This is a genomic window from Petropleomorpha daqingensis, from assembly GCF_013408985.1.
GTDB classification, from domain to species: domain Bacteria; phylum Actinomycetota; class Actinomycetes; order Mycobacteriales; family Geodermatophilaceae; genus Petropleomorpha; species Petropleomorpha daqingensis.
Genome location: NZ_JACBZT010000001.1, coordinates 2,465,257 through 2,488,774 on the forward strand (window position 1 = coordinate 2,465,257; position 23,518 = coordinate 2,488,774).

Sequence of the window (23,518 nt, forward strand, 5' to 3'; positions counted from 1 at the left end):
ACCCCGTTCTAACCCACGAGCCCGCACGTAACCGGTGAGTTCCCTGTACGGGTCAGAGCATGGTGCGCAGGCGCTCGCGGCGGGCGCGCAGCACGTCGACCGAGGCCGAGGCCGACGGCGGCCCGGGCACCGACTTGCGCAGCTGGGTGTGGACCACGGCGTGCGGGGTCGACGTCCTCGCCGAGACGCGGCTGACCAGCTGGTTGATCTCGCGGCGCAGCTCGGCGGCGTCGCGCCACGACCGGCCGGCGTCGTCGGCGTCCGGGTGGTCCTCGACGAGCAGGAAGTGCTCGTCGTCGTCGGCGATCCGGCGAGCGGCCTCGACGCGCAACCGCAGCTCGTCGTCCCGCTTGGCCAGCAGCTCCGCCGTCTGCTCCGGGGTGAGCAGGCCGGGGATGCCGAGGAACTCCTCCTCCTCGGCCCCGAGCGGGCCGCTGCCCTCACCGGTGTGCGCCGTCCCGCCGTGCAGCACGTGCGCGAACCGGGCGTCGGCCTCCAGGGCCTCCCACTCCTTGGCGCCGCCCTCCGTGGGCTCCCGCGGCGGCAGGTCGAGCCCCTCCAGCTCCTCGTCGGGCTGGCTCCGCGGCGGCGGCATGACGTGGTTGCGCTCCTTCTCCATGGAGGCAGCCAGCGACAGCAGCGGGCGGACGGCGGGCAGGAACACCGTGGCCGCCTCGTGCGCGGCCCGGGCGCGGACGACACGGCCGACGGCCTGCGCGAAGAACAGCGGGGTGCGGTAGGAGGTCATCCAGGCCAGGACGGCGGCCCGCGGGACGTCGACGCCCTCGGAGATCATCCGCACGCAGACCGCGATGCGCGCCGAGCCGGTGGCGAAGCGCTCGATCTTCTTCGACGCCTTCGGGTCGTCGGAGAGGATCAGCTCCGGGGCCTTGCCGGTCACCCGGCGGACGATCTTCGCGTACGCGCGGGCGTCGTCCTGGTCGCTGGCGAGGATCAGCCCGGCGGCGTCGGCCATGCCGCCGTGCTCGCGCAGGTGGGTGATCCGGTCGTCCATCGCCGCGATCACGTGCGCCACCCACTGGCCCTTGGGGTCCAGCGCGGTGCGCCAGGCGGCCATCTCGACCGAGCGGGTGCCGGCCTCCGACAGCGACGCGGCCACGACCTCGCCGGCGGAGTTCCGCCAGCGCGACGTCCCGGTGTAGGCGGCGAAGACGACCGGGCGGACGACGTTGTCGGCCAGGGCCTCCTTGTAGCCGTAGGTGTAGTCGGCGCGGCTGACCAGGCCGACGCCGCCCTCGCCGTCGTCGCCCTCGAACGTGTCCTCCTCGTAGCGGACGAAGGGGATGCGCTCGTCGGGCTTGGTGCGGAACGGCGTCCCGGTCAGGCACAGCCGCCGGGCGGTGAACCCGAAGGCCTCCTCGACCGCCTCGCCCCAGGAGAGGCCGTCGCCGGCGTGGTGCACCTCGTCGAGGATCACGAGGGTCTTCACGGCGGTGGCGCGGGCGGCGTGCAGCATCGGCTTGCCCGCGACCTGCGCGTACGTGGTCACGTAGCCCTGGGTGCCGGCACGGACCGGGCCGACCGCGTTGGTCAGGTTGGGGTCGAGGACGATGCCCACCCGGTCGGCCGCCTCGGCCCACTGCAGCCGCAGGTGGTCGGTCGGGCAGACCACCACGATCCGGGCGACCTCGCGCCGCTGCAGCAGCCGCGCGGCCAGCGTCAGGGCGAAGGTCGTCTTGCCGGCGCCGGGGGTCGCGGTGACGAGGAAGTCCTTCGGCGAGGACTGCTCGTACTGCTCGAGCGCGGCCTGCTGCCAGGCCCGGAGCGGTCGGCTCGTGGTCTGCGGGCCGAAGGCCTCCGCTCGTGCTGCGCTCCCCATCTCGGGAGCCATTCTGCGGGGCAGCGGAGAGACACGCCCAACCGGATCCGGCTTGCGTTCTCGTGTCGCCGCGACGTATAGCGGCGCGCGAACCGGCCGCTGAGCTGGACTTTTCTCCGGAGTCGAGCCGCGGCTGTGGGGAGCGCCACGCTCGGACCGGACCGTCCCGTCACCCCCGTCGGTCCCATCCGTCCCGGGGAACTCGCTCGGCGTCGCAGCGGTCCCGACGTACCCTTGCGACGGCTCCTCGACCAGGCGCCCCACCGGCACGGACTCCCGCGGCACACCCCGCCGCAGACGTCGCGCCGTCTTCCTCGTCGAGACCCCAGGAGCCTCCCGTGACGTCCCTCGCCGAACCCGCCGCACCCGCGCTCGCCCGCCGGCTGCAGGGCGTGGCCAGCTCGCCCGTCCGCGACCTGCTCGCGCTGCTCGAGCGCCCCGAGGTGATCTCCTTCGCCGGCGGGCTGCCGGCTCCCGAGCTGTTCGACGTCGACGGCCTGCGGGCCGCGTTCGACCGGGTCCTGGGCTCGCCGGGCGCCCGCCGGGCGCTCCAGTACGCGCCGACGGAGGGCGACCCCGCTCTGCGGGCGCTCGTGGCGGCGCGGATGACCGCCCGCGGCCTGCCGACGGCGGCCGACGACCTGCTGGTCACCACCGGTTCGCAGCAGGCGCTCACGCTGGTGACGACGGCGCTGCTCGACCCCGGTGCCGTCGTCGCGGTCGAGGAGCCCACCTACCTGGCGGCGCTGCAGTGCTTCGCGCTGGCCGGGGCCCGCGTCGTCCCGGTCGCCTCGGACGACGACGGACTGGATCCCGAGGCCCTGGAGGCCGTGTTCGCCCGCGAGCGGCCGGCGTTGCTGTACCTGGTCCCCACCTTCGCCAACCCGACCGGCCGGACGCTGCCCGCCGAGCGGCGCGCGGCCGTCGTCGCCCTCGCGGCGCGGTACGGCGTGTGGGTGGTCGAGGACGACCCGTACGGCGAGCTGCGCTACCGCGGGACGCCGGAGCCGCCCCTGGCGGGCTTTCCTGGGGCCGAGGACCGCGTGCTGCACCTCGGCAGCTTCTCCAAGATCGCCTCGCCCGGACTGCGGCTGGGCTGGCTGCGGGCGCCGGCACCGCTGAGGGGACCGCTGGGCGTCGCCAAGCAGGCCGCCGATCTGCACACCTCGACGATCGACCAGGCGGCCGCGGCGGAGTGGCTGGCGACCGTCGACCTCGACGCGCACGTCCGGCGGCTGTGCGCCGCCTACCGCGAGCGGCGCGACGCGATGGTGGGCGCGCTGCCCGCCGCGCTGCCGGCCGGGTCCACGTGGAGCGACCCGGACGGCGGCATGTTCGTCTGGGCGCGGCTGCCCGGCGAGGTCGACACCGCCGAGCTGCTGCGGACGGCGCTGGAGCATGACGTCGCCTTCGTGCCCGGTGCGCCGTTCTACGCGGGCACCCCGGACCGCGCCACGCTGCGGCTGTCGTTCACCACGAACACCCCTGAGGTGATCACCGAGGGCATCACCCGCCTCGGCCGCGCCCTCCGCCGCTGAGCGAGCATGCTCTCTGCGTGAAGCGCTGGCGCGCGGTGGCCGGGGGAGTGGCCGTCGCCGTCCTCCTCGGGGGCTGTGGCGCCGGGACCCCGCAGGACCCGTCCCCGGCGACGACCTCCCACGTCGTCCTGGGGTCGCAGGGGCGGGTCGAGCACGTGCCACCCGTCGGGAACGGTTTCGGTGGCTACGGGGACTACGCGGTCTACCTGCCGCCGGGGTACGGGCAGGACCCGCAGCGGCGCTATCCGGTCGTCTACCTGCTGCACGCCGGGGGTGGCGACGCCGACTTCTACCCCGACCTCGGAGTCGCCGAGGCCATGGAGACCGCCCTCGCCGCCGGGTCGGTGCGGCCGATGATCCTGGTCATGGTCGACGGGGGACCGAAGTTCGCCGGCGACGGGAGCGTGGCGGAGAACTTCGACGACTTCTTCGTGTCCGACCTGGTCCCCAGCGTCGACCGGACGTGGCTCACCCGCCCGGAGCGAGCCGGCCGCGCCGTCGCGGGGATCTCGCTGGGCGGCCGGCACGCGCTCGCGATCGCCGCGACGCACCCCGATCTCGCCGTCGCGGTCGGCGGCCACAGCACCACCGTCGCGAACCTGCCCGACAGGACGGCGCAGCGGCTGGCCGCCGCCGGCACCTCGGTCTACCTCGACGTCGGCCGCGGCGACGGCCTCTTCGACAGCGACGAGGCGTTCGCCCACGCACTGCGCCGGGAAGGCGCCGACGTGCGCTGGAACCCGGCCGAGGGAGCGCACGAGCCGGCCTACTGGCGCGGCCACCTGCCGGACTACCTGCGGTTCTACTCCGACGAGCTCGGTGCGTGAGCCTCAGTCGGCCGGCTCGTCCGTCCAGTCCGGACCGCCGACCTCGCCGAGGCCGGCCAGGTCGGCGGCGTCCACGATCGTGTACGCGTAGCCCTGCTCGGCGAGGAAGCGCTGCCGGTGGGCGGCGTACTCGCTGTCGAGGGTGTCGCGGCTGACCACGGTGTAGAAGTGCGCCTGCCGGCCGTCGGCCTTGGGCCGCAGCACCCGGCCGAGCCGCTGCGCCTCCTCCTGCCGCGAGCCGAACGTGCCCGACACCTGCACCGCGACCGCGGCCTCGGGCAGGTCGATCGAGAAGTTGGCCACCTTGGACACCACGAGGGTGCGCAGCTCACCGGAGCGGAACTGGTCGAACAGCTTCTCCCGTTCCCGGTTGGTGGTCGAGCCCTGGATCACCGGGGCGTCGAGCGCGGTGCCGAGCTCCTCGAGCTGGTCGAGGTAGGCGCCGATCACCAGCTTCTGCTCGTGCGGGTGGCGCTCCAGGATCCGGCGGATCACCGGCATCTTCGAGGTCGCGGTCGCCGCGATCCGGTAGCGCTCCTCCGGCTCGGCGACGGCGTAGGTCATCCGCTCGTCGTCGTCCAGGGCGACCCGGACCTCGATGCACTCGGCCGGGGCGATGTAGCCCTGCGACTCGATGTCCTTCCACGGGGCGTCGTACCGCTTCGGCCCGATGAGGGAGAAGACGTCGTCCTCCCGGCCGTCCTCGCGCACCAGGGTGGCGGTCAGGCCCAGCCGGCGGCGCGACTGCAGGTCGGCGGTCAGCCGGAAGATCGGGGCCGGCAGCAGGTGCACCTCGTCGTAGACGATCAGGCCCCAGTCCTGCGCGTCGAACAGGTCCAGGTGCCGGTACTCGCCCTTCCGGCGGGTGGTCATCACCTGGTAGGTCGCGATGGTGACCGGCCGGATCTCCTTGCGCTCGCCGGAGTACTCGCCGATCTCCTCCTCGGTCAGCGACGTCCGCGCGATCAGCTCCCGCTTCCACTGCCGCCCGGCGACGGTGTTGGTCACCAGGATCAGCGTGGTCGCCTTGGCCTCGGCCATCGCCGCGGCGCCGACCAGCGTCTTGCCCGCACCGCAGGGCAGGACGACGACCCCCGACCCGCCGGCCCAGAAGCCCTCCACGGCCTCTTTCTGGTAGTCGCGCAGGTGCCAGCCGCTCTGGTCCAGCTCGATCGGGTGCGCCTGCCCGTCGACGTAGCCGGCGAGGTCCTCGGCCGGCCAGCCGATCTTGAGCAGCGCCTGCTTCAGCCGCCCGCGCTCGGACGGGTGGACGACGACGGTGTCGTCGTCGATGCGGACGCCGAGCATCGGGGCGACCCGCTTGGAGCGGATGACCTCCTCGAGCACCGCGCGGTCGGAGGTGGTGAGGACCAGCCCGTGCACCGGGTTGTTGACCAGCGACAGCCGCCCGAAGCGGTCCATCGTGTCGGCGACGTCGACCAGCAGCGCGTGCGGCACCGGGTAGCGCGAGTAGCGCACCAGGGCGTCGACGACCTGCTCGGCGTCGTGCCCGGCGGCCCGCGCGTTCCACAGCGCGAGCGGCGTCACCCGGTAGGTGTGCACGTGCTCGGGGGAGCGCTCCAGCTCGGCGAACGGCGCGATCGCCGCGCGGCACTCGCGGGCCAGCGGGTGGTCGACCTCGAGCAGCAGGGTCTTGTCCGACTGGACGATGAGGGGACCGTCGGTCACGCGGAAACCTTCTCTGCAGGGCGGGGGAGGCGCACGTTCGCGCCGGACTCCCCAAGGTAACGCCGCCTGCCGACGGGTTCGTCCCGTCCGCGGGGTCGCCTACTGCAGCAGGGCCGCCATCCGCTCCCGCAGGGCGGTTGCGGCGGAGTACGGCCGCACCATCACAGTGAGCTCGGTGAGGACGCCGTCGGCGGCCCGGAGGATGTCGACGCCCTCCAGCTCGCGGTCGCCCACCCGGGCCTCGAACCGCAGCACGTGCCCGTCGTCCGCGCCGTACGACCCGGTGTAGCGGAAGTCCTCGAAGACGGTGGTCACCGCACGCAGGATCGCGCCCAGCGCCTCGCGCCCCACGTAGGGCTTGTGCACCACCGGCGAGTGGAAGACGACGTCCTCGGCGAACAGCGCGACGGCCGTGTCGATGTCGTCGCGCTCGACGGCTGCCCGGAAGGCGGTGAAGGGATCGCTCACGCCGCCGGACCGTAGACGAGGTGCGCCACGCCGTTGCTCAGCCGGTCGGCGCCGAGCAGCGCCAGCGGAGTGCGCGGTGCGCCGTCCGGGAAGAGCCGGATGCCGGTCCCGAGCGCGACGGGGTAGACGAACAGGTGCAGCTCGTCGACCAGCCCGTCGGCCAGCAGCGCGCGCACCAGGGTGGCGCTGCCGCTCACGTAGAGGTCGCCGACGTCGTCCTTGAGGGCGCGCAGCCGGTCGACGTCGTAGCCCACCGTGGTCGAGTTCCGCCACACGGACTCGGCGTCGTCGAGGGTTGCGGAGACGACGTACTTGGTCGTGTCGTTGAAGAACGGCGCGCCCGGGTCCTGCTCGACGGTCCGCGTGGACCAGGCCGGCGCGAACATCTCGAAGGTGCGGCGGCCGAGCAGGATGCCCTTCGCCGAGCCGGTCAGCGCACCGATGGTGGCGGACAGGTCGTCGGGGAAGCCGTAGTCGGCCGTCCACATCGGGACGTCGACCACGCCGTCGACGGTGGTGAACTCGTGGACCTTGATGGCGCCCATCGCGTGCTCCTCGGTTGCTCGGTGCGGTCGGTGTCGTGGTGCAGACGACGGCCGGACGAGCTTCTCATCGGTTGCCGGCCGACAGCTCCTCGTCGTCCTCGTCGACCAGCGCGACCGACGTGATCCGGTGGACGGCGAACGTGCGGGCCTCGCCGCGCCGCTCGTCGTAGCCCTGCAGGAACCCCCCGGCCAGGGACACCGGTCGGACGACGCGCTGGCTGCCGCTGCCCTGCGCGTCGACGTAGCCGAGCCAGACCGGGATGCCCTCCCGCACCGCGCGGGAGAGCAGCTCCAGGGTTCCGGCGGTGGTCACGCCGGGCACCTGGCGCACGGCCTCGGTCCGCCGCGCGGAGAGCGCCGCGTCGCCGGCCCGGATCTCGCGCACCGTGGTCGCCAGCTCGCCGAGGTTGAGCGGGCGTCCCACGGCGACCGCCTCCGAGGCGTGCCGCCGGCCCAGCGCGCGGGGTCGGCCCGGCGGGCGGGTGAGGACGGCGCCGCCCGGCGACTCGCCCGCAGGCGCGTAGCCGGCCTCGCGCAGCACGGTGAGCACCTCGTCGGCGCCGAGCGCGCTGACCAGCACCCCCGGGGCCAGCCGGCGCAGCTCCGCCCCGGCCGTGCGCCGGTCGTTGAGCACCTGCGAGAGCAGCCCGGTGTCGTCGGAGCGGACGTAGGACTCGATCGAGCCCACCCGCAGCCGCCCGTGCTGCCGGGCGACGTCGTCCACGAGGTAGTCCAGCGCCTGCGGCACCGGGGTGCGCGAGGCCCGGGCGAAGAACTCGTGCAGGTCGTTCGCGGCCCAGCCGGCGTCCAGCGCCCGCCGCACGCTGGACTCCGAGACCCGGTAGACGGTCGCGCCGCCGGAGGACTCCACGTCGGCGACGACGGCGAGGGTGTCGGCCAGGTCGGCCACGAGCGGTCCCGGCGCCACGAGCGAGAGGTCCGGCTGGGCGAGCACGTGGTCGACCGGGTCGGGCAGCAGCCCGCGCATGCCGTCGGCCGCGCCGTCCTCACCGCCGGCGAGCAACCCCCGGCCGGCCGTGGACAGCACCCCGCCGACCACCACCCCCAGCCGGGCCGCCTCGGCGAGCATGTCCGGTACCGGCGCGAGCCGGTCGCCGCGCCGGGGTGTCCGCCAGCGCAGCAGGGCCACGAGGTCGTCGTCGGCGAGCCCGGTGCCGGTCGGGTACTCGGCGAGCGTCTCCAGCGTCGGCCGCCGGATCGTCGGCGCGGTGTGCCGGACGAGATCGGGGGAGAGGGCGTTGACGGCCTTGCCGGCGACGTCGCGCTGCCCGACCAGCGAGTGCAGCCGGGTGCTGGTCAACCACCCGGAGGCCAGCGCCGCCCAGCGCGAGGGCAGGTCGAGGTCGCGCCACAGGTCGTAGGCACGGGTGGGCAGCCACTCGTCGCGGTGCGGCCCGCCGACGTCGAGCAGGCCGGCGGCGTGCGCCAGCTCCAGGTACCAGCCGGCGTCCGGCTCGTTCACCTTGAGCACCCGGGCCAGCCGCTTCTGGTCGCGCACTCCCACGCCGCCGCTGCGCAGCAGCCCGGCCGGCTCCTCCTCGAGTGCCGTGAGCAGCTCGCCGATCCGGCCGATCGACTCCAGCGCCGCTCCTGCCGCCTGCCGGTCGACGATCGCCTGGTCCCGGTGCACCACGGCCGGCTCCGGCCGCAGCCGGGGCGCGCCGAACGGCTGCGACCCGCGCAGCGCCAGGCCGATCTCCCGGGGCAGCTCGACGTTGAGCGCGTCGATCCGCGCGAGCAGGCCCGTGGTCAGCAGCCGGCGGGCCGGCGTCGCGGGGCCGGTTCCGGACGTGTCGGGCAGGTGACCCACCGGCCGGTCGCCGGCCAGCCGATCGAGGACCGCGCGCTCGTCGGCGGGCAGCTCGCCGAGCGCCTTCGGCAGGTCGGCGGGCAGCACCAGCCGGATCTCGGTGGCCGGCCGGCCCAGCCCCGCCGGGTAGCGGACGGCGCGGCGCACCGGTTCGGGGGCGCGCAGGACGTCGTCCCCCCAGAGCAGGGCGCGGTCGGTGAGCGTGGTGAGCGCCGCGTCGAGCACCTCGTCGGGCAGCTCCGGCAGGCGCGCGGGGAGCTCGTCGGCGGGCACGCCGTCGGTCGGCGCGAGCAGGACGACGTCGAGCACCTGGAGGGTGGCGGCGTCCAGCTCGTCGAGCGCGCGGTCCACCGACACCGGGACGGCGAGCCGGCTGGCCAGCGCCACGACGTCGCTCGGCGCGGGGCGGGCGACGTCGGGCCGGGCCGCCAGCAGCGCCATGAGCTGCTCGTCGCTGCGGGTGCGCAGCCAGGCAGCGAGCGTGAGGGGGCCGTCGGCGGACATCCGGTCCACGTTACGACGGCGGCTCCGCGCACGTGCGGGACCATGGAGGGGTGCGACCGGCCGCGGAGGACCCCCAGACGGCGACGGCGCTGGCCGCCCACCAGGCCGGTGCCCTGCGCTGGCTCGGCGGCGGCGTCATGGCCGTCGTCCTCGGCATCCTGCTGGGCGCGGCCACCGTCGCCCTCGTCGGCGACACCGGCCGGCACTACTCGCTGCTGGGCTTCGCCGTCCTGGCCCTGGTGCTGTTCGGCATCTCGGGCGCGATCGCCGGCATCGGGGCGCTCGTGCGCACCACCCGCTGGCGGCACGCCCTGGCCGCGACCGTCTGGCGGACCGGGCGGCTGCGGATCGCCGGGCCGGCGATCGTCGCGTTCGAGCCGGAGGGCTACGACGAGCTCGACCCCGACGACACCCGCGTGCACCTGCGGCTGCTGAGCACGGCGATCTGGCGGACGCGGGCCGTGCAGAAGCTCGACGGCGCCGAGATCCTCGCCGCTCCGGTGGGGGATCGGCAGTGGGTGCTGACCGCCGAGGGGCTCGGCACGCTGGTCGGCGCGCGCACCGTCCCCCACTGAAACGCAACACGAAGGTTGCAGGGGTCTACCGGTCCTCCTGCGTCTGTGGTGCGCTGCGCGGGATGATGTGCCCGGAGTGCGTGCCGCCCGGCGCGCCGGACACACGGAGGCGACATGGCCAAGAAGGCCAAGAACCAGCACCTGGTCGAGCCCACCTGGGGGCGCAACACCGAGGGGGGCCCGCCGGTCAGCGAGTTCACCGCGGAGCCTGCCGGCCCGCTGTCGCCGTTCGGTGAGGACCACAGCTTCCCGCTGCCGGTCAGCGCCCTCCGCTACGCCCACCCGACCGACAAGCCGAACCGCGCCGGACTGATGGCAGGGGAGTAACCGACATGACCGCGCCCGCGTTGCCGTCCTACTCGAGCGGAACCTCCACGGTGCCGCTGCTCGGGGACACGATCGGGGCCAACCTCGATCGGACGGCGGCGCGGGTCGGCGAGCACGAGGCGCTCGTCGAGTGCGCGACCGGCCGCCGCTGGAGCTATCCGCAGCTGGTGGCCGACGTCGACGCCTGCGCGCTCGGCCTGGACGCGCTCGGCGTGGCCAAGGGCGACCGGGTCGGCATCTGGGCGCCCAACTGCGCCGAGTGGGTGTTCGTCCAGTTCGGGACGGCGAAGCTCGGCACGATCCTGGTCAACATCAACCCGGCCTACCGCACCCACGAGCTGGCGTACGTGCTCAAGCAGGCAGGCATCTCGGTGCTGGTCGCCGCGCCGTCGTTCAAGACCAGCGACTACCGCGCGATGGTGGCCGAGGTCCGCGGCGACTGCCCCGAGCTGCGCGAGGTGCTGTTCATCGGCGACCCGGAGTGGGAGCGGCTGATGGAGACCGGCCGCGCCGGCGACCGCTCGCTGCTGGAGCGCCGGGAGGCCGAGCTGTCGGCCGACGACCCGATCAACATCCAGTACACCTCGGGGACGACGGGCTTCCCGAAGGGCGCCACGCTCACCCACCACAACCTGCTCAACAACGGGTTCTTCGTGGGCGAGGGCTGCGGCTACACCGAGGCCGACCGGGTGTGCATCCCGGTGCCCTACTACCACTGCTTCGGCATGGGCATGGGCAACCTGGGCAGCACCTCGCACGGCTCGACGATGGTCATCCCGGCGCCCGGCTTCGACCCGGCGGCCACCCTGCAGGCCGTGCAGGACGAGCGCTGCACCTCGCTGTACGGCGTCCCCACCATGTTCATCGCCGAACTGGGCCTGCCCGACTTCGCCGACTACGACCTCTCCTCGCTGCGGACCGGGATCATGGCCGGCTCGCCGTGCCCGGTCGAGGTGATGAAGCGGGTCGTCGACGAGATGGGCATGACCGAGGTGACCATCTGCTACGGGATGACCGAGACCTCACCGGTCTCCACCCAGACCGGTGCCGACGACGACCTCGACCGGCGCACCTCCACCGTGGGCCGGGTGCACCCGCACCTCGAGGTGAAGATCGTCGACCCGGAGACCGGGCTGACCGTCCCGCGCGGGGAGACCGGCGAGTTCTGCACCCGCGGCTACTCGGTGATGCTCGGCTACTGGAACGAGCCGGAGAAGACCGCCGAGGTCATCGACCGCGCCCGCTGGATGCACACCGGCGACCTCGCGACGATGGACGCCGAGGGCTATCTGAACATCGTCGGCCGGATCAAGGACATGGTCATCCGCGGCGGGGAGAACGTGTACCCGCGGGAGATCGAGGAGTTCCTCTACACCCACCCCGACGTCGTCGACGCGCAGGTGATCGGCGTGCCCGACGAGCGCTACGGCGAGGAGCTCATGGCGTGGGTGCGGCTGCGCCCGGAGGCCGAGCCGCTGACCGCCGAGGCGCTGCGCGAGTTCTGCAGCGGCCGGCTGGCGCACTACAAGGTGCCGCGCTACGTCAAGGTCGTCGAGGAGTTCCCGATGACGGTCACCGGCAAGATCCGCAAGGTCGAGATGCGCGAGGTCTCCGTCGAGGAGCTCGGCCTCCAGTCCGCCGCCGCCGTCAAGAACGCCTGACCCGCTTCGGCGCCGCAGACGGCTCATCGCCCGGCTCTTGCGGTGTTCTGCAAGCTCTTGCGGTCCTGCAGGACCGCGAAAGCTGCCACAACACCGCAAAACCGCGGCCGAACGCCTGAGCCCCGCGGTTTCGCGCGCTTAACCGCGCGCGGTTAAGCGCGCGAAAGCACGCTCAGGACTTGGCCTTGGCCTTCTCGGCGGGGGCGAGGCGGACGATCAGCTTGGAGATCAGGCTGGCCACCACGATGTAGATCACCGCGGCCAGGGCGTCGTTGATCGCCTCGCCGAACTTCGGGTTCGTGGTCGAGAACAGGTCCTTGGTGAACCAGCCGAAGTTGTCCCGCCAGCTGGTGGTGAACTGGACCAGCGTGTTGGCCGGGTTCGCGCCGAAGAGCACGAAGGCTGCGTGGATCAGGATCACCGCCCCGATCACGCCGCCGATGAGGCGGACCGCCGCGGCTGCCAGGCTGAACCATCGGGCCATGCCGGAATGATGCCCCGGGTCCCCGACGCTCGCACGCGGTGCCTGTTACCCGACGTCGACGCTCACCACCAGCGCGCGGTGGTCCGACAGCGGCAGCCGCAGCGCGGTCGCCGGCCCTGTCGCGCGCAGCGGGCCGCGGACCAGCACGTGGTCCAGCTGCCGGCGTGGCGAGTCGACGGGGAAGGTGTCGGCGGTGGCGACCAGCCGCAGCCCGCTGACCGAGGCGGCCTGGCGCTGCTCCATGTTCAGGTCGCCCATGAGGACGAGCGGTTCGACGGTGCCGGTGAGCGACCGGACCAGCCGGCGCAGCTGCAGCGCGTTCCAGCCCGGCATGAACGACAGGTGCGTGTTGGTCACCGTGAGCTGCCCGCCGGGGCCCTCGATCACCGCGGCGACCGCCACCCGCGGCTCGTCGCTGACCATGATCGGGCGGCGCCGGCCCTTGAACCACATCGGCACCTTCGCGCGCAGCGCCGGCAACCGGACCACCCGCCACGAGACGACCGGCAGGCGGGAGACCAGCCCGATCCCGTAGCTGGCCGAGCCGGGTTGCTCCTCGCCGGTCGCCGCCATCCACGTGCCGCCCGGGGTGCCCGACAGCGCGGCGACGAACTGCGAGTCGACCGCGCCCATCGCCTCGGCCGCGACCGCGGTCAGGTCAGCGTTCATCGACCGCGGCTGGTCGCGGTCGACCTCCTGGAGGCCCAGGACGTCGGCGTCGATCGTCTTCACGGCGTCGGCGAGGCGGTCCACGTCCACCTGGCCGTCGTCGAGCGACCGTCCGTGCAGGATGTTGAAGGTCGCGATGCGCACGCATGCCCTGTGCCCCGTGCGGCGGTGATCTACCGCCCGAGGTTCACCGGGCAGGTCAGCGGGGGTAGCAGGCCTGCGTGACGTCGGCGGAGCGGGACGAGGTCCGGGAGCTGCTCAAGCGGACGGCCGTCGCGCTCAAGCAGGACGGCGTCCCTTTCGCGCTGTGCGGCGGGTACGCCGCCTGGGCCCGCGGAGCGCCGGAACCCGAGCACGACGCCGACTTCCTCGTCCCCGAGGCCGACGCCGAGCGGGCCGCCAAGGCGCTCGCCGACGCCGGGCTCGAGGTCGCGGACCCGGCCGAGGACTGGCTGCTCAAGGTGGTCGGCGAGCACACGTTCGTCGACGTCCTGTGGCGGACCTGCGGCCACCCGGTGGAGGGCGACCTGCTCGACCGCGCCGAGGAGCTCCCGGTCCTCTCGGTGATCATGCCGGTGCTCGGTGCGACCGACATCGTCGTCACCAAGCTGATGGCCCTCGACGAGCACTACTGCGACTTCGCCCGCCTGCTGCCGGTCGCCCGGGCGCTGCGCGAGCAGGTCGACTGGCCGCGGGTGCGCCGCGACGTCGCGACCAACGACTTCGCCGTCGTCTTCCTGCAGCTGCTCGACCGGCTGGGCGTCGCCCCGGCTCAGGAGTAGGCGAGGACGGCGACCGCCGCGGCCAGCGCCGCCACCACCACGACACCGACGGCCAGCGGCACCGAGCGCCGGGTGACCGCGTCCTCTCCCGCGTCGATCGCGCGCAGCACCCCGCGGTAGCGCCGGGGAGCGACGGCGCCGAGCAGCGCGAGGCCGAGCAGGGCCACCCCGCCGGCGAGCAGGACCAGCAGCAGGTCGCCGGCCAGGAGGGCGCCGTGCGCGATCAGCCCCGCGACGCCGAGCACGCCCAGCGCGGTCCGCTGCCAGGCGAGGCCGGTGCGCTCGGGCTGGGTCTCCACCGGTGTCACCGCCGCAGCAGCTCGACGGCGACCAGCGCCAGCGCCACCACGAGGACCCCCGCGACGACGGCGACCAGCGCCGGTGCCATGCGGTTGTCGGGCAGCGGGCGGCCGGCGCGGATCGCGGCCTCGTTGGCCCGCCACCGGGCGTACCCGCCGAGCGCGGCACCGAGGCCGATGAGCACGAGGACGAGCGCGAGCACGGTGCTGCCCCAGCGAACGCCCAGGTCGGGTGCGTAGGTGGCGACGGCGACCCCGCCGGCGACCAGGGCCAGGCCGGTGCGCAGCCAGGCGAGCAGGGTGCGCTCGTTGGCCAGCGTGAACCGGTAGTCGGGGTGGTCGGGCTCGCTCACCGCGCCAGGCTAGGGCGCGCCGCGGAAATCAACTGGTCGGACCGGGCGACGCGGCGGCTAACCTGGGCACGAGCGGCCGGCGCGCCGCGCCGTCCACCGGTCCGTGGACCGGACCGCAGAGAGTGACTGAGGGATCCAACGTGCCCACCGGCAGAGTCAAGTGGTTCAACCCGGAGAAGGGGTTCGGCTTCCTGTCCCGTGAGGACGGGCCGGATGTCTTCGTGCACAAGGACGCCCTCCCGACCGGCACCACCGAGCTCAAGCCCGGGCAGCGGGTCGAGTTCGGCATCGTCGCGGGACGACGGGGCGACCAGGCGCTGCAGGTGCGGGTGCTCGACCCGCTGCCGTCGGTGGCGGCCACCCACGCCGCGGCCAGCCGCAAGAAGCCCGACGAGCTCGTGCCGATCATCGAGGACCTGATCAAGCTGCTCGACGACGTGTCGAACACGCTGCGTCGGGGCCGGCACCCCGACCGGGCCGAGTCGCGCAAGGTCGCCGCGGTGCTGCGCGCGGTCGCCGGCGACCTGGAGAGCTAACCCGACGGGGTCGCGCTGCCGGTGCCCGTCGTCCGGCTGCCGGGACGGATGAAGCCGACCGGCCAGGCGCCGGAGAAGACGCCGCACGGGCCGCCCTTGTCCTCGACCACCACGAGGTAGAAGGCAGCCGGGACGACGTCGGAGCTGTTGATCCGGTCGAACACGGTCGTGCCCTTGCCGACGTCGACCGAGCCGATCTTCTCCTCGAGCTTGTCGTCGAAGACCTGGACGCTCCAGCCCTGTGCGGCGACGTCCTTCGGCACCGTGAACGTGATCGGCGAGTCGGGGGAGACCTCGATCACCGGCGGCGTGGTGTCGTAGCGCCGGCCGTCGCCGTCCAGGCAGTACTGGGTGGGCTTGACCGTGACGGTCTGGCTGCCCGTCTCGACGGTGACCGTCGGCGGGCCGTCGGACGAGCTGCCCGTGCTGCCGCAACCGGTCAGGACCGCGAGGAGCACCGTGCCGACAGCGGTCGCGTGCCTCAGCCCCACTGCTCACCCATCGGCGTGGTGGGGGCCTCGGGCCGGACCGGCTGTGCGGCCGCCCGCCGTCCGCGGTGCAGGCTGAACAGGATCAGGCCCACGGCCAGGACCAGCAGCGCCGCGGCGACGGTGAACCCGAGCCAGCCGATCGCCGGCAGCGCGATGCCGATGCCGCCGCCGATCACCCAGGCCAGCTGCAGGATCGTCTCGGACTTGGAGAAGGCCGACGCACGCAGCGACTCGGGCACCTCGCGCTGGATGATCGCGTCGAGGGCGACCTTGCCGAGTGCGTTGGTGACCGCGGAGACGCCGGCGACGAGCGCGGCCATCGGCAGGCTGAAGAAGAACGCCGCGACGACGGTGACCGCCGTCGCGACCCCGGCGGAGATGAGCACCAGGCGGTCGGGGTCGACGGCGTGCAGCCGCGAGCCGATCGCCGTCCCCAGGATGCTGCCGGCACCGGCCGCGGCGGCGATGCCCCCGAGGGCGAACGTCGCCGGCCAGCCGCCCTCGACCGTGCCCTCCACGAGGAACGCGGAGAAGATCGTGAGGAAGCCGCCGAGCCCGCGCAGCGCCGCGTTCGCCCGGAGCCCGAGGACGACGTGCGGGTTGACCTGGCGCCGGCGGCGACCGTCCGGCTGCGGACCGGTGGACAGCACGTCGGCGGGCTGCTCGCCGGTGGGCACGTCGACGTGCTTGGGCAGCCGCAGCGCCAGGACGCCGGCGACCGCGAGCACCGCCGCGGTGACGTACAGCTCGGGGGTGAACCCGAAGACCTTCGCGATCCCCGCGGCGAGGCCGCCGAAGATGCCGGCGGTGATCAGGCCGAACACCGACTGCCGGGCGTTGGCCGAGGTCAGCGACATCTGCGGGGGCAGCACCCGCGGGACGACGGCGGCGCGCAGCACGTTGTGCGCCTTGGACAGCACGAGGACGCCGAGCGCGGCGGGGTAGAGCCAGATGTCGTCGTAGTGCGCGGCCATCACCAGCGCGAGCAGCGCCCGGCCCAGCGCGCTGGCGGCCAGCGCCCACCGCCGGCCGGTCTGCAGCCGGTCGAGCACGGGGCCGATCACCGGGGCCAGGACGGCGAACGGCGCCATCGTGACCAGCAGGTACAGCGCCACGTTGCCGCGCTGCGCGTCGGTGGTGGCCGCGAAGAACAGGGTGCCGGCCAGCGAGACGGCGATCATCGCGTCGCCGGCCATGTGCAGGGCGTTGACCCACAGCAGCTGGGTCAGGCCGCTCTCGCCGGCGCCGTCGGCCCGGCTGGCCGCCTGCACCCGGCGCACCGCGTTGCCGGTCAGCTCCCTGGTGCGCGACGCCGCGACCCGGGTGACGGTGGCCTTCGGCGGGGGCGGCGGGGGGAGGGCGGCGTCGGGCACGGTGGGGGACTGGGGCGGGGGATGGCCACCGGGCGGGGGTCCGTACTGAGGAGGCGGCCCGTACTGGGGCGGCGGCTGCTGAGCGGCCCACTGGGGCAGCGGCATGGGGGTCGTGTGCTGCGGGCCCGGCTGCCCGGGCACCACGCGCTCGTCATCGGGGCGGCCGCGACGTCGCGCACCGGGACGATTGGCGAACACGCGTCCATCGTGCCCCACGAACCTGACACCGGGTCGGCGTCGGCATCTGGGAGCATGGAGGGCGTGTCCACGCCGTCCTCCCAGGGGAACGTCCTGATCGCCGCCGTCGACAAGGCGCGTGCCGCCGCCGTCGAGACCGCCGGCGATCCGGAGCTGGTGGGCGAGCACCTCGGCGCCGTCCACGAGCCGACCGGGGCCGCCGAGCTCGGCGAGGTGGTCACGCACACCTTCGCCAGCCGCCTGCCCGGCTACGTCGGCTGGCACTGGGCGGTCACCCTCGCGCACGTCCCGGCCGAGGACGACGTCACGGTCGACGAGGTCGTGCTGCTGCCCGGCGACCAGGCGCTGCTGGCCCCGGCGTGGGTGCCGTGGCACGAGCGGCTGCGCCCCGGCGACCTCTCCGTCGGCGACGTCCTGCCCTCCACCGAGGACGACCCGCGCCTCGTGCCCAGCTACACCGCCCCGGACGACTCCGCCGAGGACCCCGCGGGCCGCGTGGTCGCCGACGAGATCGGCCTCGGCCGCGAGCGGGTCATGTCCCGGGAGGGCCGCCACGACGCGGTCGGCCGGTGGGCCGCCGGCGACTTCGGTCCCCGGTCGGCGATGGCCCGGCACGCTCCCGGCCACTGCGGGACCTGCGGGTTCTGGCTGCCGCTGGCCGGTTCTCTGCGCGACCGGCTGGGTGCCTGCGGCAACGCCTACGCCCCGGCCGACGGCCGCGTCGTGACCGTCGACTACGGCTGCGGCGCGCACAGCCAGGCCACGCTCGTGCCCGCGGACACCCGCGAGGTGGAGCTCACCGCGCGCTACGACACCGCCGACTTCGACGTGATCTGACCCCGGCAGAAGTCGCGACTTCTGCTGTCAGTCCTTGCGGCCGAGCTGGCCCTGCCACTTCATGATGCCGAGGCCGATGACGGCCAGGACGATCGCCGCGACGCAGGTCCAGGTCCACATCCGGTCGACGCGGTCGCCGAGGATCAGCAGGACGACGAGGGCCACCGCCCACAGCCCGGTCCCGATGAGCACGACCCGGGTGGTGTCGACCTTCAGCGGGGGCGGAGCGGGACGCGTGGGCGCGGGCACCGCGCAACAGTACGGCCACGACCGCACGGGCCTGCGCAGGGCGGGACACGCCGTGTGACACGCTGTCGCCGCTCGTCACCGACCCGTCTCAGGGGAGTAGCACCATGGCCGAGAAGTCCCGCCCGACGAAGGGCGCCACCGCGTCGAGCGCCGACGACGGGACCCCCGCCGAGGTGGTGACCAAGGCCCCGCGCCGCAGCGAGGGTCCGCGCGCCCGTCCCAAGAACGGTCTCGACCGCTACTTCTCGATCACCGCGCGCCGCTCCACCGTGGGCCGCGAGGTGCGCGGCGGGATCACCACGTTCTTCACGATGGCCTACATCGTGATCCTGAACCCGATCATCCTGTCGGGCGCGGACATCAACGGGAACAAGCTGCCGTTCGCCGCGGTCACCGCCGTGACCGCGCTGGTCGCCGCGGTGATGACGATCCTCATGGGCGTCGTCGGCCGGTACCCGCTGGCGCTGGCCGCCGGGCTGGGCATCAACGCGATCGTCGCGGTCTACGCCGCCACCCAGATGACCTGGCCCGAGATCATGGGCCTGATCGTGCTCGAGGGCCTGCTCATCACGCTCCTCGTGCTCACCGGCTTCCGTCGCGCGGTGTTCGAGGCGATCCCGGCCCAGCTGAAGACGGCGATCGCGGTCGGCATCGGCTTCTTCCTCACCATCGTCGGGCTGGCCGATGCCGGCGTCATCCGGCCGGGGCAGGGCGCGCTGATCAGCTTCGGCGTCAACGGCAACCTCGCCGGCTGGCCGCTGCTGGTCTTCGTCGTCGGCCTGCTGCTGACCGCCGTCCTCGTCGTCCGGCGGGTCAAGGGCGCGCTGCTCATCGGCATCGTCGTCTCGACGGTCCTGGCGATCGTCATCGAGGCGATCGCCGACATCGGCGCGCGCGGCGTCGACGGCTCCAACCCGCACGGCTGGGCGCTGCAGGTGCCGAAGTTCCCGTCCGACGTCGTCTCCTCGCCGGACCTGTCGATCATCGGCCACTTCTCGCTGTTCGGCGGGTTCAGCCGGATCGGCATCATCTCCGCCCTGCTCATCGTCTTCGCGCTGATGATCGCCGACTTCTTCGACACCGTCGGCACGGTGACCGCGGTCGGCGCCGAGGGCGACCTGCTCGACGAGGACCGCAACCTGCCCGGCTCGCAGCCGGTGCTCCTGGTCGACTCCCTGGCCGCCGCGGCCGGTGGCGCGAGCAGCGTCTCGTCCAACACGACCTACATCGAGAGCGCCTCCGGTGTCGCCGACGGCGCCCGCACCGGTCTGGCCAGCGTCGTCACCGGCGTGCTGTTCCTGGTCGCGATGTTCTTCAGCCCGCTGGTGGGTGTCGTGCCCTCGGAGGCGGCCGCCCCGGCGCTGGTCATCGTCGGCGCGCTGATGATCAGCCAGGTCCGGTTCCTGGTGTGGGACGACCTGACGCTGTCGATCCCGGCGTTCCTGACGATCGCGCTCATGCCGTTCACCTACTCGATCACCAACGGCATCGGCGCCGGCGTCGTCAGCTACGTCCTGCTGCGCACCGTCACCGGCCGCCGCAAGGACGTCCACCCGCTGATGTGGCTGATCGCGGTGCTGTTCGTCATCTACTTCGCGATCGAGCCGTTGACCCAGATCCTCTGATTCCTGAGGTAAGCTAACTATCGTGAGTCGGACGACGCTGGACACCGCGGCGCTCGCTCACGACCTCCGCCTCGCCGTCATGCGGTTCTCCCGCCGGCTGCGCGGCCAGCGGGTCGACACCTCGGTGACGCTCACGCACCTCGCCGCGCTGTCGACGCTCAAGCGCTTCGGGCCGATGAGCCCGGGCGAGCTGGCGGCGCACGAGCGGGTCCAGCCGCCGTCGATGACCCGTGTCGTCGTGGCGCTCGAGGGCATGGGTCTGGTGACCCGCACCCCGCACCCGACCGACGGCCGCCAGGTGGTCATCGACCTGACGCCGGCGGCCGACGAGCTGCTCGCCACCGAGGCCCGGGCCCGCGAGGCCTGGCTGTCGGGGCAGCTGCAGCAGCTCACCGCCGAGGAGCGCGCGGTGCTGCGGGAGGCGGCAGTGATCATCGACAAGCTGGCCAGTGGGTGAGGTAGACGAGCGCTGATCAACCCGGCACCCGCGGCGGGACGGGCATGTTCCGTTCGCTGCGGGTGCGCAACTTCCGGCTGTACGCCTCGGCGAACCTGCTCAGCAACACCGGCACGTGGATGCAGCGCATCGGCCAGGACTGGCTGGTGCTGCAGCTGTCCGGGGACAGCGGGGTCGCGCTCGGGCTGATCACCGCCCTGCAGTTCGGGCCCACGCTGCTGCTGAGCATGTACGGCGGGATGCTCGGCGACCGCTACGACAAGCGCCGCGTGCTGCTGATCACCCAGGGCCTCATGGGCGTGCTCGCCCTGGTGCTCGGCCTGCTGGTCGCCACCGGGGGCATCGCCCTCTGGCACGTGTTCGTGCTCGCGGCGCTTCTCGGCGCGGTCTCGGCCATCGACGCGCCGGTCCGCCAGGCGTTCGTCTCCGAGATGGTCGGGCCGGACCTGCTGGCCAACGCGGTCAGCCTCAACTCCACGATCTTCAACGGCGCCCGGCTGATCGGCCCGGCCGTCGCCGGCCTGCTGATCGGGGCCTCGGGGGGCGACACCGCGCCGGCGTTCTTCGTCAACGCCGGCAGCTTCGCCTTCACGATGGGCGCGCTGGTCCTCATGCGCGCGAGCGAGCTGCGCCGCAGCGCACCGGTCGCCCGGGCCAAGGGGCAGCTGCGCGAGGGGTTGCGCTACACCGCGGCCCACCCCGACCTGGTGCTCGCGATGCTGCTCGCGCTGATCATCGGCACCTTCGGCTTCAACTTCCAGGTCACGATCGCGCTCATGGCCCGCGAGACGTTCGGGCTCGGCGCGCAGGACTTCGGCCTGCTCTCCACCACCTTCGCCATCGGCTCGCTCACCGGGGCGCTGCTGTCCACCCGGCGCAGCGCCCGTCCGCGGCAGCGGTTCCTCGTGATCGCCGCGATGGTCTTCGGAGTGCTGACCGTCGTCGCCGGGCTGATGCCGAGCTACGCCTCGTTCGCCGTGATGCTCGTGCCCGCCGGCGCCTCGGCGCTGATCTACAGCGTGGCGGCCAACAGCTTCGTCCAGCTCGGCGCCGATCCGCAGATGCGCGGGCGGGTCATGGCGCTCTACTTCATGTGCTTCATGGGCGGCACGCCCGTCGGGGCGCCGGTGATCGGCTGGATCGCCGAGCACTGGGGCGCGCCGTGGGGGCTGATCATCGGCGGCATCGTCGTCGTCCTGGCCGCGGGCGGCGTCGGGCTGTGGCTGGCGCGCGGCCGGCAGGTCCGGCTCGAGGCCGGCGTCGCCCCGCCCCGGTTGGCGCTGCGGGTCGGCGTGCCGTCGGCCCCGCTGCGGGCCGCCGAGGAGGCCGCCGCCGGGTCGGCGTCGGCGACCACGCGCGCTGCTGGTTGACCGGATGGCGCAGCGCCTGGTCCGGAGTACGGTTTCCGCACGCGTCCGGTCGTACCGGGAGGGTCCGTTGCTGCTCGACCGATGGGCGCTCCGCCGGGGACGGCGTGACCACCCACCCCGGCGGGACCGCCATGTGCTGCGTGGCAACCGCGTGCGCCCGAACGTCGACCCCGTCCGCCGCCCGATCCAGCTGGTCGCCGCCGATCTGCGCCGGCTCTCGCGGCAGTTCGAGCTCGTCCCGGCCGGTGCGCCGCTGGTCCGGTGGAAGGCGCTGTGGTTCGCCTACGACGCCGTCCTCATGGAGGCCGCTGCGCTGCTGGAGGTGGAGCACACGCTCCCCGGCACGCCGGTCGGCATCGCCCGCGACATCGAACGGCTGCGCATCCTCGCCGCCCTCGAAGGCGCCGGACTGGTGGTGCACGGCTGAGCTCCGCCGAGCCGCGGCTGTTCTTCGCGGTCGACCCGTCCGCGGAGGCGCGCGCCCACCTGGACACGGCGCTGTCGGCCGTGCGCGGGGCGCCGGGGGAGCCGCGGTGGACGCCGGCCGACCGCTGGCACCTCACGCTGCTGTTCCTCGGCTCGGTCCCGGCCCGGCTGGTCGCGCCGCTGGTGGAGGCGGCAGGCCCGGCGGTGGCGACCGCACCCGCGATGACGCTGCGGCTGGCCGGCGGGGGCAGGTTCGGCTCGCGTCGTCGTCCCCAGGTGGCCTGGGTCGGTCTGGACGGCGACGTCGGACCGCTGACCGACCTGGCCGAACGGCTGGCCGCGGTCGCGCGGCGGCTGCGGCTGGAGGTGGAGGAGCGGCCCTACCGACCGCACCTCACCGTGGGCCGCTGGCGACCGGGCCGCCCCGCCGACGCCGCGCTGACCGACCGGCTGGCCGGCTACGCCGGCCCGCGGTGGCCGGTGCGCGAGGTGCTCCTGCTGGAGAGCCATCTCGGCCCGACGCCCCGCTACGACCCCGTCGCCACGTGGCCCGTCGGCGGATAGGTGCCGGCTACCAGGCGTACTCCATCGGGGCGGGCTTGTAGCCGGGGAAGATCTCGTCGAGCCGGGCGAGGGTGTCGTCGTCCAGGCGGACGGCGAGCGCGTGCAGCGACCCCTCCAGCTGCTCCATCGTGCGCGGGCCGACGATCGGCGCGGTCACCGCGGGCTGGTGCAGCAGCCAGGCCAGCCCGACGTCGGCGGGCGTCTCGCCGAGGGCGCGGCAGAGGGCCTCGTACTCCTCCAGCGCCGACCGGTTCTCCTCGAGGTCCTGCTTGGCGCGGCCCTCGTAGCGCCGGCTGCCCTCGGTCGACTTCTCCAGCGCCCCGGCGAGCAGCCCGCCGTGCAGCGGGCTCCAGGGGATGATGCCCACCCCGTAGTGCTGCGCGGCCGGGAGGACCTCGAGCTCGACCTGGCGGGTGAGCAGGTTGTAGATCGACTGCTCGCTGACCAGCCCCTGGAAGTTGCGGCGGGCGGCGGCCTCGTTGGCCGCGGCGATCTGCCAGCCGGCGTGGTTGGAGGAGCCGACGTAGAGCACCTTGCCCTGCGCGACCAGCGTCTCGCAGGCCTGCCAGATCTCCTCCCACGGCGTCTCCAGGTCGACGTGGTGGAACTGGTAGAGGTCGATCCAGTCGGTCTGCAGCCGGCGCAGCGAGGCCTCGCAGGCCCGGACGATGTTGCGTGCCGACAGGAACGTGTCGTTCGGCCAGTCGGACATCCCGCCGTACACCTTGGTCGCCAGCACGGTCTTGTCGCGGCGCTCGCCGCCCTGGGCGAACCAGGTGCCGAGCACCTCCTCGGTGCGGCCCTTGCCCTCGGAGAACCCGTAGACGTTGGCGGTGTCGAAGAAGTTGATCCCCTCCTGGATGGCGCGGTCCAGGATCGCGTGGGACTCCTCCTCGGGGGTCTGCCAGCCGAAGTTCATGGTGCCGAGGCACAGCCGGGAGACCGACAGGCCGCTGCGGCCCAGGTGCGTGTACTCCATGACAACCACCCTGGCACCCTG

The 23,518-nt window shown here is 73.6% G+C and carries 26 protein-coding genes; 13 read left to right on the forward strand and 13 right to left on the reverse strand.

All coding sequences use genetic code 11. From position 1 onward, the window contains the following. Positions 1-52: 52 nt before the first annotated feature. A complete protein-coding gene (locus GGQ55_RS12190; protein WP_179717033.1) occupies positions 53-1,840 on the reverse strand; it encodes a DEAD/DEAH box helicase in 1,788 nt (595 codons plus the stop codon). A gap of 338 nt (positions 1,841-2,178) precedes the next feature. Here GGQ55_RS12190 and GGQ55_RS12195 point away from each other — a divergent pair, with 338 nt between their 5' ends. Both GGQ55_RS12195 and GGQ55_RS12200 read left to right on the forward strand, forming a co-directional pair. Then, positions 2,179-3,378, forward strand: coding sequence for an aminotransferase-like domain-containing protein (locus tag GGQ55_RS12195; RefSeq protein WP_218859259.1), 1,200 nt, complete (start codon positions 2,179-2,181; stop codon positions 3,376-3,378). Positions 3,379-3,395: 17 nt separating this feature from the next. Further along, the gene (locus tag GGQ55_RS12200) at positions 3,396-4,205 is read left to right on the forward strand and encodes an alpha/beta hydrolase (RefSeq protein ID WP_179717035.1); all 810 of its coding nucleotides are present in this window, start codon (positions 3,396-3,398) and stop codon (positions 4,203-4,205) included. A gap of 3 nt (positions 4,206-4,208) precedes the next feature. Here GGQ55_RS12200 and GGQ55_RS12205 read toward each other — a convergent pair whose 3' ends face one another. The 4 genes from GGQ55_RS12205 to GGQ55_RS12220 all read right to left on the reverse strand — a co-directional run bounded on the left by GGQ55_RS12205 (position 4,209) and on the right by GGQ55_RS12220 (position 9,242). Beyond that, the gene (locus GGQ55_RS12205; protein ID WP_179717037.1) at positions 4,209-5,894 is read right to left on the reverse strand and encodes a DNA repair helicase XPB; all 1,686 of its coding nucleotides are present in this window, start codon (positions 5,892-5,894) and stop codon (positions 4,209-4,211) included. Positions 5,895-5,993: 99 nt separating this feature from the next. Beyond that, positions 5,994-6,362, reverse strand: coding sequence for a nuclear transport factor 2 family protein (locus GGQ55_RS12210; protein ID WP_179717038.1), 369 nt, complete (start codon positions 6,360-6,362; stop codon positions 5,994-5,996). Further along, entirely contained in the window at positions 6,359-6,907 is a 549-nt protein-coding gene (locus tag GGQ55_RS12215; protein WP_179717040.1) for a dihydrofolate reductase family protein, read from the reverse strand. The genes GGQ55_RS12210 and GGQ55_RS12215 overlap by 4 nt, the downstream gene beginning before the upstream one ends. Before the next feature lie 64 nt (positions 6,908-6,971). Continuing rightward, positions 6,972-9,242 carry a helicase C-terminal domain-containing protein gene (locus tag GGQ55_RS12220; RefSeq protein ID WP_179717042.1) on the reverse strand — a complete coding sequence of 757 codons (2,271 nt, stop codon included), beginning with the start codon at positions 9,240-9,242 and terminating at the stop codon, positions 6,972-6,974. Positions 9,243-9,292: 50 nt separating this feature from the next. On the opposite strand from GGQ55_RS12220, the gene GGQ55_RS12225 reads away from it, so the two are divergent. The 3 genes from GGQ55_RS12225 (at position 9,293) to GGQ55_RS12235 (ending at position 11,805) form a co-directional block, all read left to right on the forward strand. After that, positions 9,293-9,817, forward strand: coding sequence for a hypothetical protein (locus GGQ55_RS12225; protein ID WP_179717044.1), 525 nt, complete (start codon positions 9,293-9,295; stop codon positions 9,815-9,817). A 114-nt stretch (positions 9,818-9,931) separates the two neighbouring features. After that, the gene (locus tag GGQ55_RS12230; RefSeq protein ID WP_179717046.1) at positions 9,932-10,144 is read left to right on the forward strand and encodes a hypothetical protein; all 213 of its coding nucleotides are present in this window, start codon (positions 9,932-9,934) and stop codon (positions 10,142-10,144) included. Positions 10,145-10,149: 5 nt separating this feature from the next. Further along, a complete protein-coding gene (locus GGQ55_RS12235; RefSeq protein WP_179717049.1) occupies positions 10,150-11,805 on the forward strand; it encodes an AMP-binding protein in 1,656 nt (551 codons plus the stop codon). Between the two features lie 172 nt (positions 11,806-11,977). Here the strand turns inward: GGQ55_RS12235 and GGQ55_RS12240 are convergent, their stop codons facing one another. Beyond that, the gene (locus tag GGQ55_RS12240) at positions 11,978-12,289 is read right to left on the reverse strand and encodes a hypothetical protein (protein ID WP_179717051.1); all 312 of its coding nucleotides are present in this window, start codon (positions 12,287-12,289) and stop codon (positions 11,978-11,980) included. A gap of 45 nt (positions 12,290-12,334) precedes the next feature. Beyond that, on the reverse strand, positions 12,335-13,102 hold the full coding sequence (locus tag GGQ55_RS12245) for an endonuclease/exonuclease/phosphatase family protein (protein ID WP_179717053.1): 768 nt from the start codon (positions 13,100-13,102) through the stop codon (positions 12,335-12,337). Between the two features lie 77 nt (positions 13,103-13,179). On the opposite strand from GGQ55_RS12245, the gene GGQ55_RS12250 reads away from it, so the two are divergent. Next, positions 13,180-13,740, forward strand: a complete 561-nt coding sequence (locus GGQ55_RS12250; RefSeq protein ID WP_179717055.1) for a nucleotidyltransferase family protein — start codon at positions 13,180-13,182, stop codon at positions 13,738-13,740. Here GGQ55_RS12250 and GGQ55_RS12255 read toward each other — a convergent pair. Both GGQ55_RS12255 and GGQ55_RS12260 read right to left on the reverse strand, forming a co-directional pair. Beyond that, positions 13,731-14,039, reverse strand: a complete 309-nt coding sequence (locus GGQ55_RS12255; protein WP_366489163.1) for a DUF202 domain-containing protein — start codon at positions 14,037-14,039, stop codon at positions 13,731-13,733. The two genes, GGQ55_RS12250 and GGQ55_RS12255, sit on opposite strands and share 10 nt — an antisense overlap. A 5-nt stretch (positions 14,040-14,044) precedes the next feature. Then, the gene (locus tag GGQ55_RS12260; RefSeq protein ID WP_179717059.1) at positions 14,045-14,392 is read right to left on the reverse strand and encodes a YidH family protein; all 348 of its coding nucleotides are present in this window, start codon (positions 14,390-14,392) and stop codon (positions 14,045-14,047) included. A 140-nt stretch (positions 14,393-14,532) separates the two neighbouring features. On the opposite strand from GGQ55_RS12260, the gene GGQ55_RS28720 reads away from it, so the two are divergent. Beyond that, positions 14,533-14,928: a cold-shock protein gene (locus GGQ55_RS28720; RefSeq protein ID WP_179717061.1), complete on the forward strand. Its 396-nt coding sequence runs from the start codon at positions 14,533-14,535 to the stop codon at positions 14,926-14,928. Here GGQ55_RS28720 and GGQ55_RS12270 read toward each other — a convergent pair. Together GGQ55_RS12270 and GGQ55_RS12275 are read right to left on the reverse strand one after the other, a co-directional pair. Continuing rightward, positions 14,925-15,386, reverse strand: coding sequence for a DUF2771 family protein (locus tag GGQ55_RS12270; RefSeq protein ID WP_366489165.1), 462 nt, complete (start codon positions 15,384-15,386; stop codon positions 14,925-14,927). The genes GGQ55_RS28720 and GGQ55_RS12270 overlap by 4 nt on opposite strands. 23 nt (positions 15,387-15,409) lie before the next feature. Further along, positions 15,410-16,897, reverse strand: a complete 1,488-nt coding sequence (locus GGQ55_RS12275) for an MFS transporter (RefSeq protein ID WP_179717062.1) — start codon at positions 16,895-16,897, stop codon at positions 15,410-15,412. 156 nt (positions 16,898-17,053) lie between these two features. Between GGQ55_RS12275 and GGQ55_RS12280 the strand changes: the two genes are divergently transcribed. Next, positions 17,054-17,827, forward strand: coding sequence for a DUF3027 domain-containing protein (locus GGQ55_RS12280; protein ID WP_436277830.1), 774 nt, complete (start codon positions 17,054-17,056; stop codon positions 17,825-17,827). Between the two features lie 27 nt (positions 17,828-17,854). Here GGQ55_RS12280 and GGQ55_RS12285 read toward each other — a convergent pair whose 3' ends face one another. Continuing rightward, the gene (locus GGQ55_RS12285) at positions 17,855-18,076 is read right to left on the reverse strand and encodes a DUF2530 domain-containing protein (RefSeq protein ID WP_179717066.1); all 222 of its coding nucleotides are present in this window, start codon (positions 18,074-18,076) and stop codon (positions 17,855-17,857) included. A 104-nt stretch (positions 18,077-18,180) separates the two neighbouring features. Between GGQ55_RS12285 and GGQ55_RS12290 the strand changes: the two genes are divergently transcribed. The 5 genes from GGQ55_RS12290 to thpR all read left to right on the forward strand — a co-directional run bounded on the left by GGQ55_RS12290 (position 18,181) and on the right by thpR (position 22,518). After that, positions 18,181-19,701, forward strand: coding sequence for an NCS2 family permease (locus GGQ55_RS12290; RefSeq protein ID WP_179717068.1), 1,521 nt, complete (start codon positions 18,181-18,183; stop codon positions 19,699-19,701). Positions 19,702-19,723: 22 nt separating this feature from the next. After that, positions 19,724-20,158 (forward strand): MarR family winged helix-turn-helix transcriptional regulator, encoded by a 435-nt coding sequence (locus GGQ55_RS12295; protein ID WP_179717070.1) that lies wholly within the window; start codon positions 19,724-19,726, stop codon positions 20,156-20,158. 44 nt (positions 20,159-20,202) lie between these two features. Beyond that, positions 20,203-21,528 carry an MFS transporter gene (locus tag GGQ55_RS12300; protein WP_179717072.1) on the forward strand — a complete coding sequence of 442 codons (1,326 nt, stop codon included), beginning with the start codon at positions 20,203-20,205 and terminating at the stop codon, positions 21,526-21,528. A gap of 133 nt (positions 21,529-21,661) precedes the next feature. Continuing rightward, complete coding sequence (locus tag GGQ55_RS12305; protein WP_179717074.1) at positions 21,662-21,955, forward strand: hypothetical protein; 294 nt, start codon at positions 21,662-21,664, stop codon at positions 21,953-21,955. A 17-nt stretch (positions 21,956-21,972) separates the two neighbouring features. Continuing rightward, positions 21,973-22,518 (forward strand): RNA 2',3'-cyclic phosphodiesterase, encoded by a 546-nt coding sequence (gene thpR / locus GGQ55_RS12310; protein ID WP_246324430.1) that lies wholly within the window; start codon positions 21,973-21,975, stop codon positions 22,516-22,518. A gap of 7 nt (positions 22,519-22,525) precedes the next feature. Here the strand turns inward: thpR and GGQ55_RS12315 are convergent, their stop codons facing one another. Then, positions 22,526-23,497, reverse strand: a complete 972-nt coding sequence (locus GGQ55_RS12315; protein WP_179717076.1) for an aldo/keto reductase — start codon at positions 23,495-23,497, stop codon at positions 22,526-22,528. Positions 23,498-23,518 lie beyond the last annotated feature (21 nt).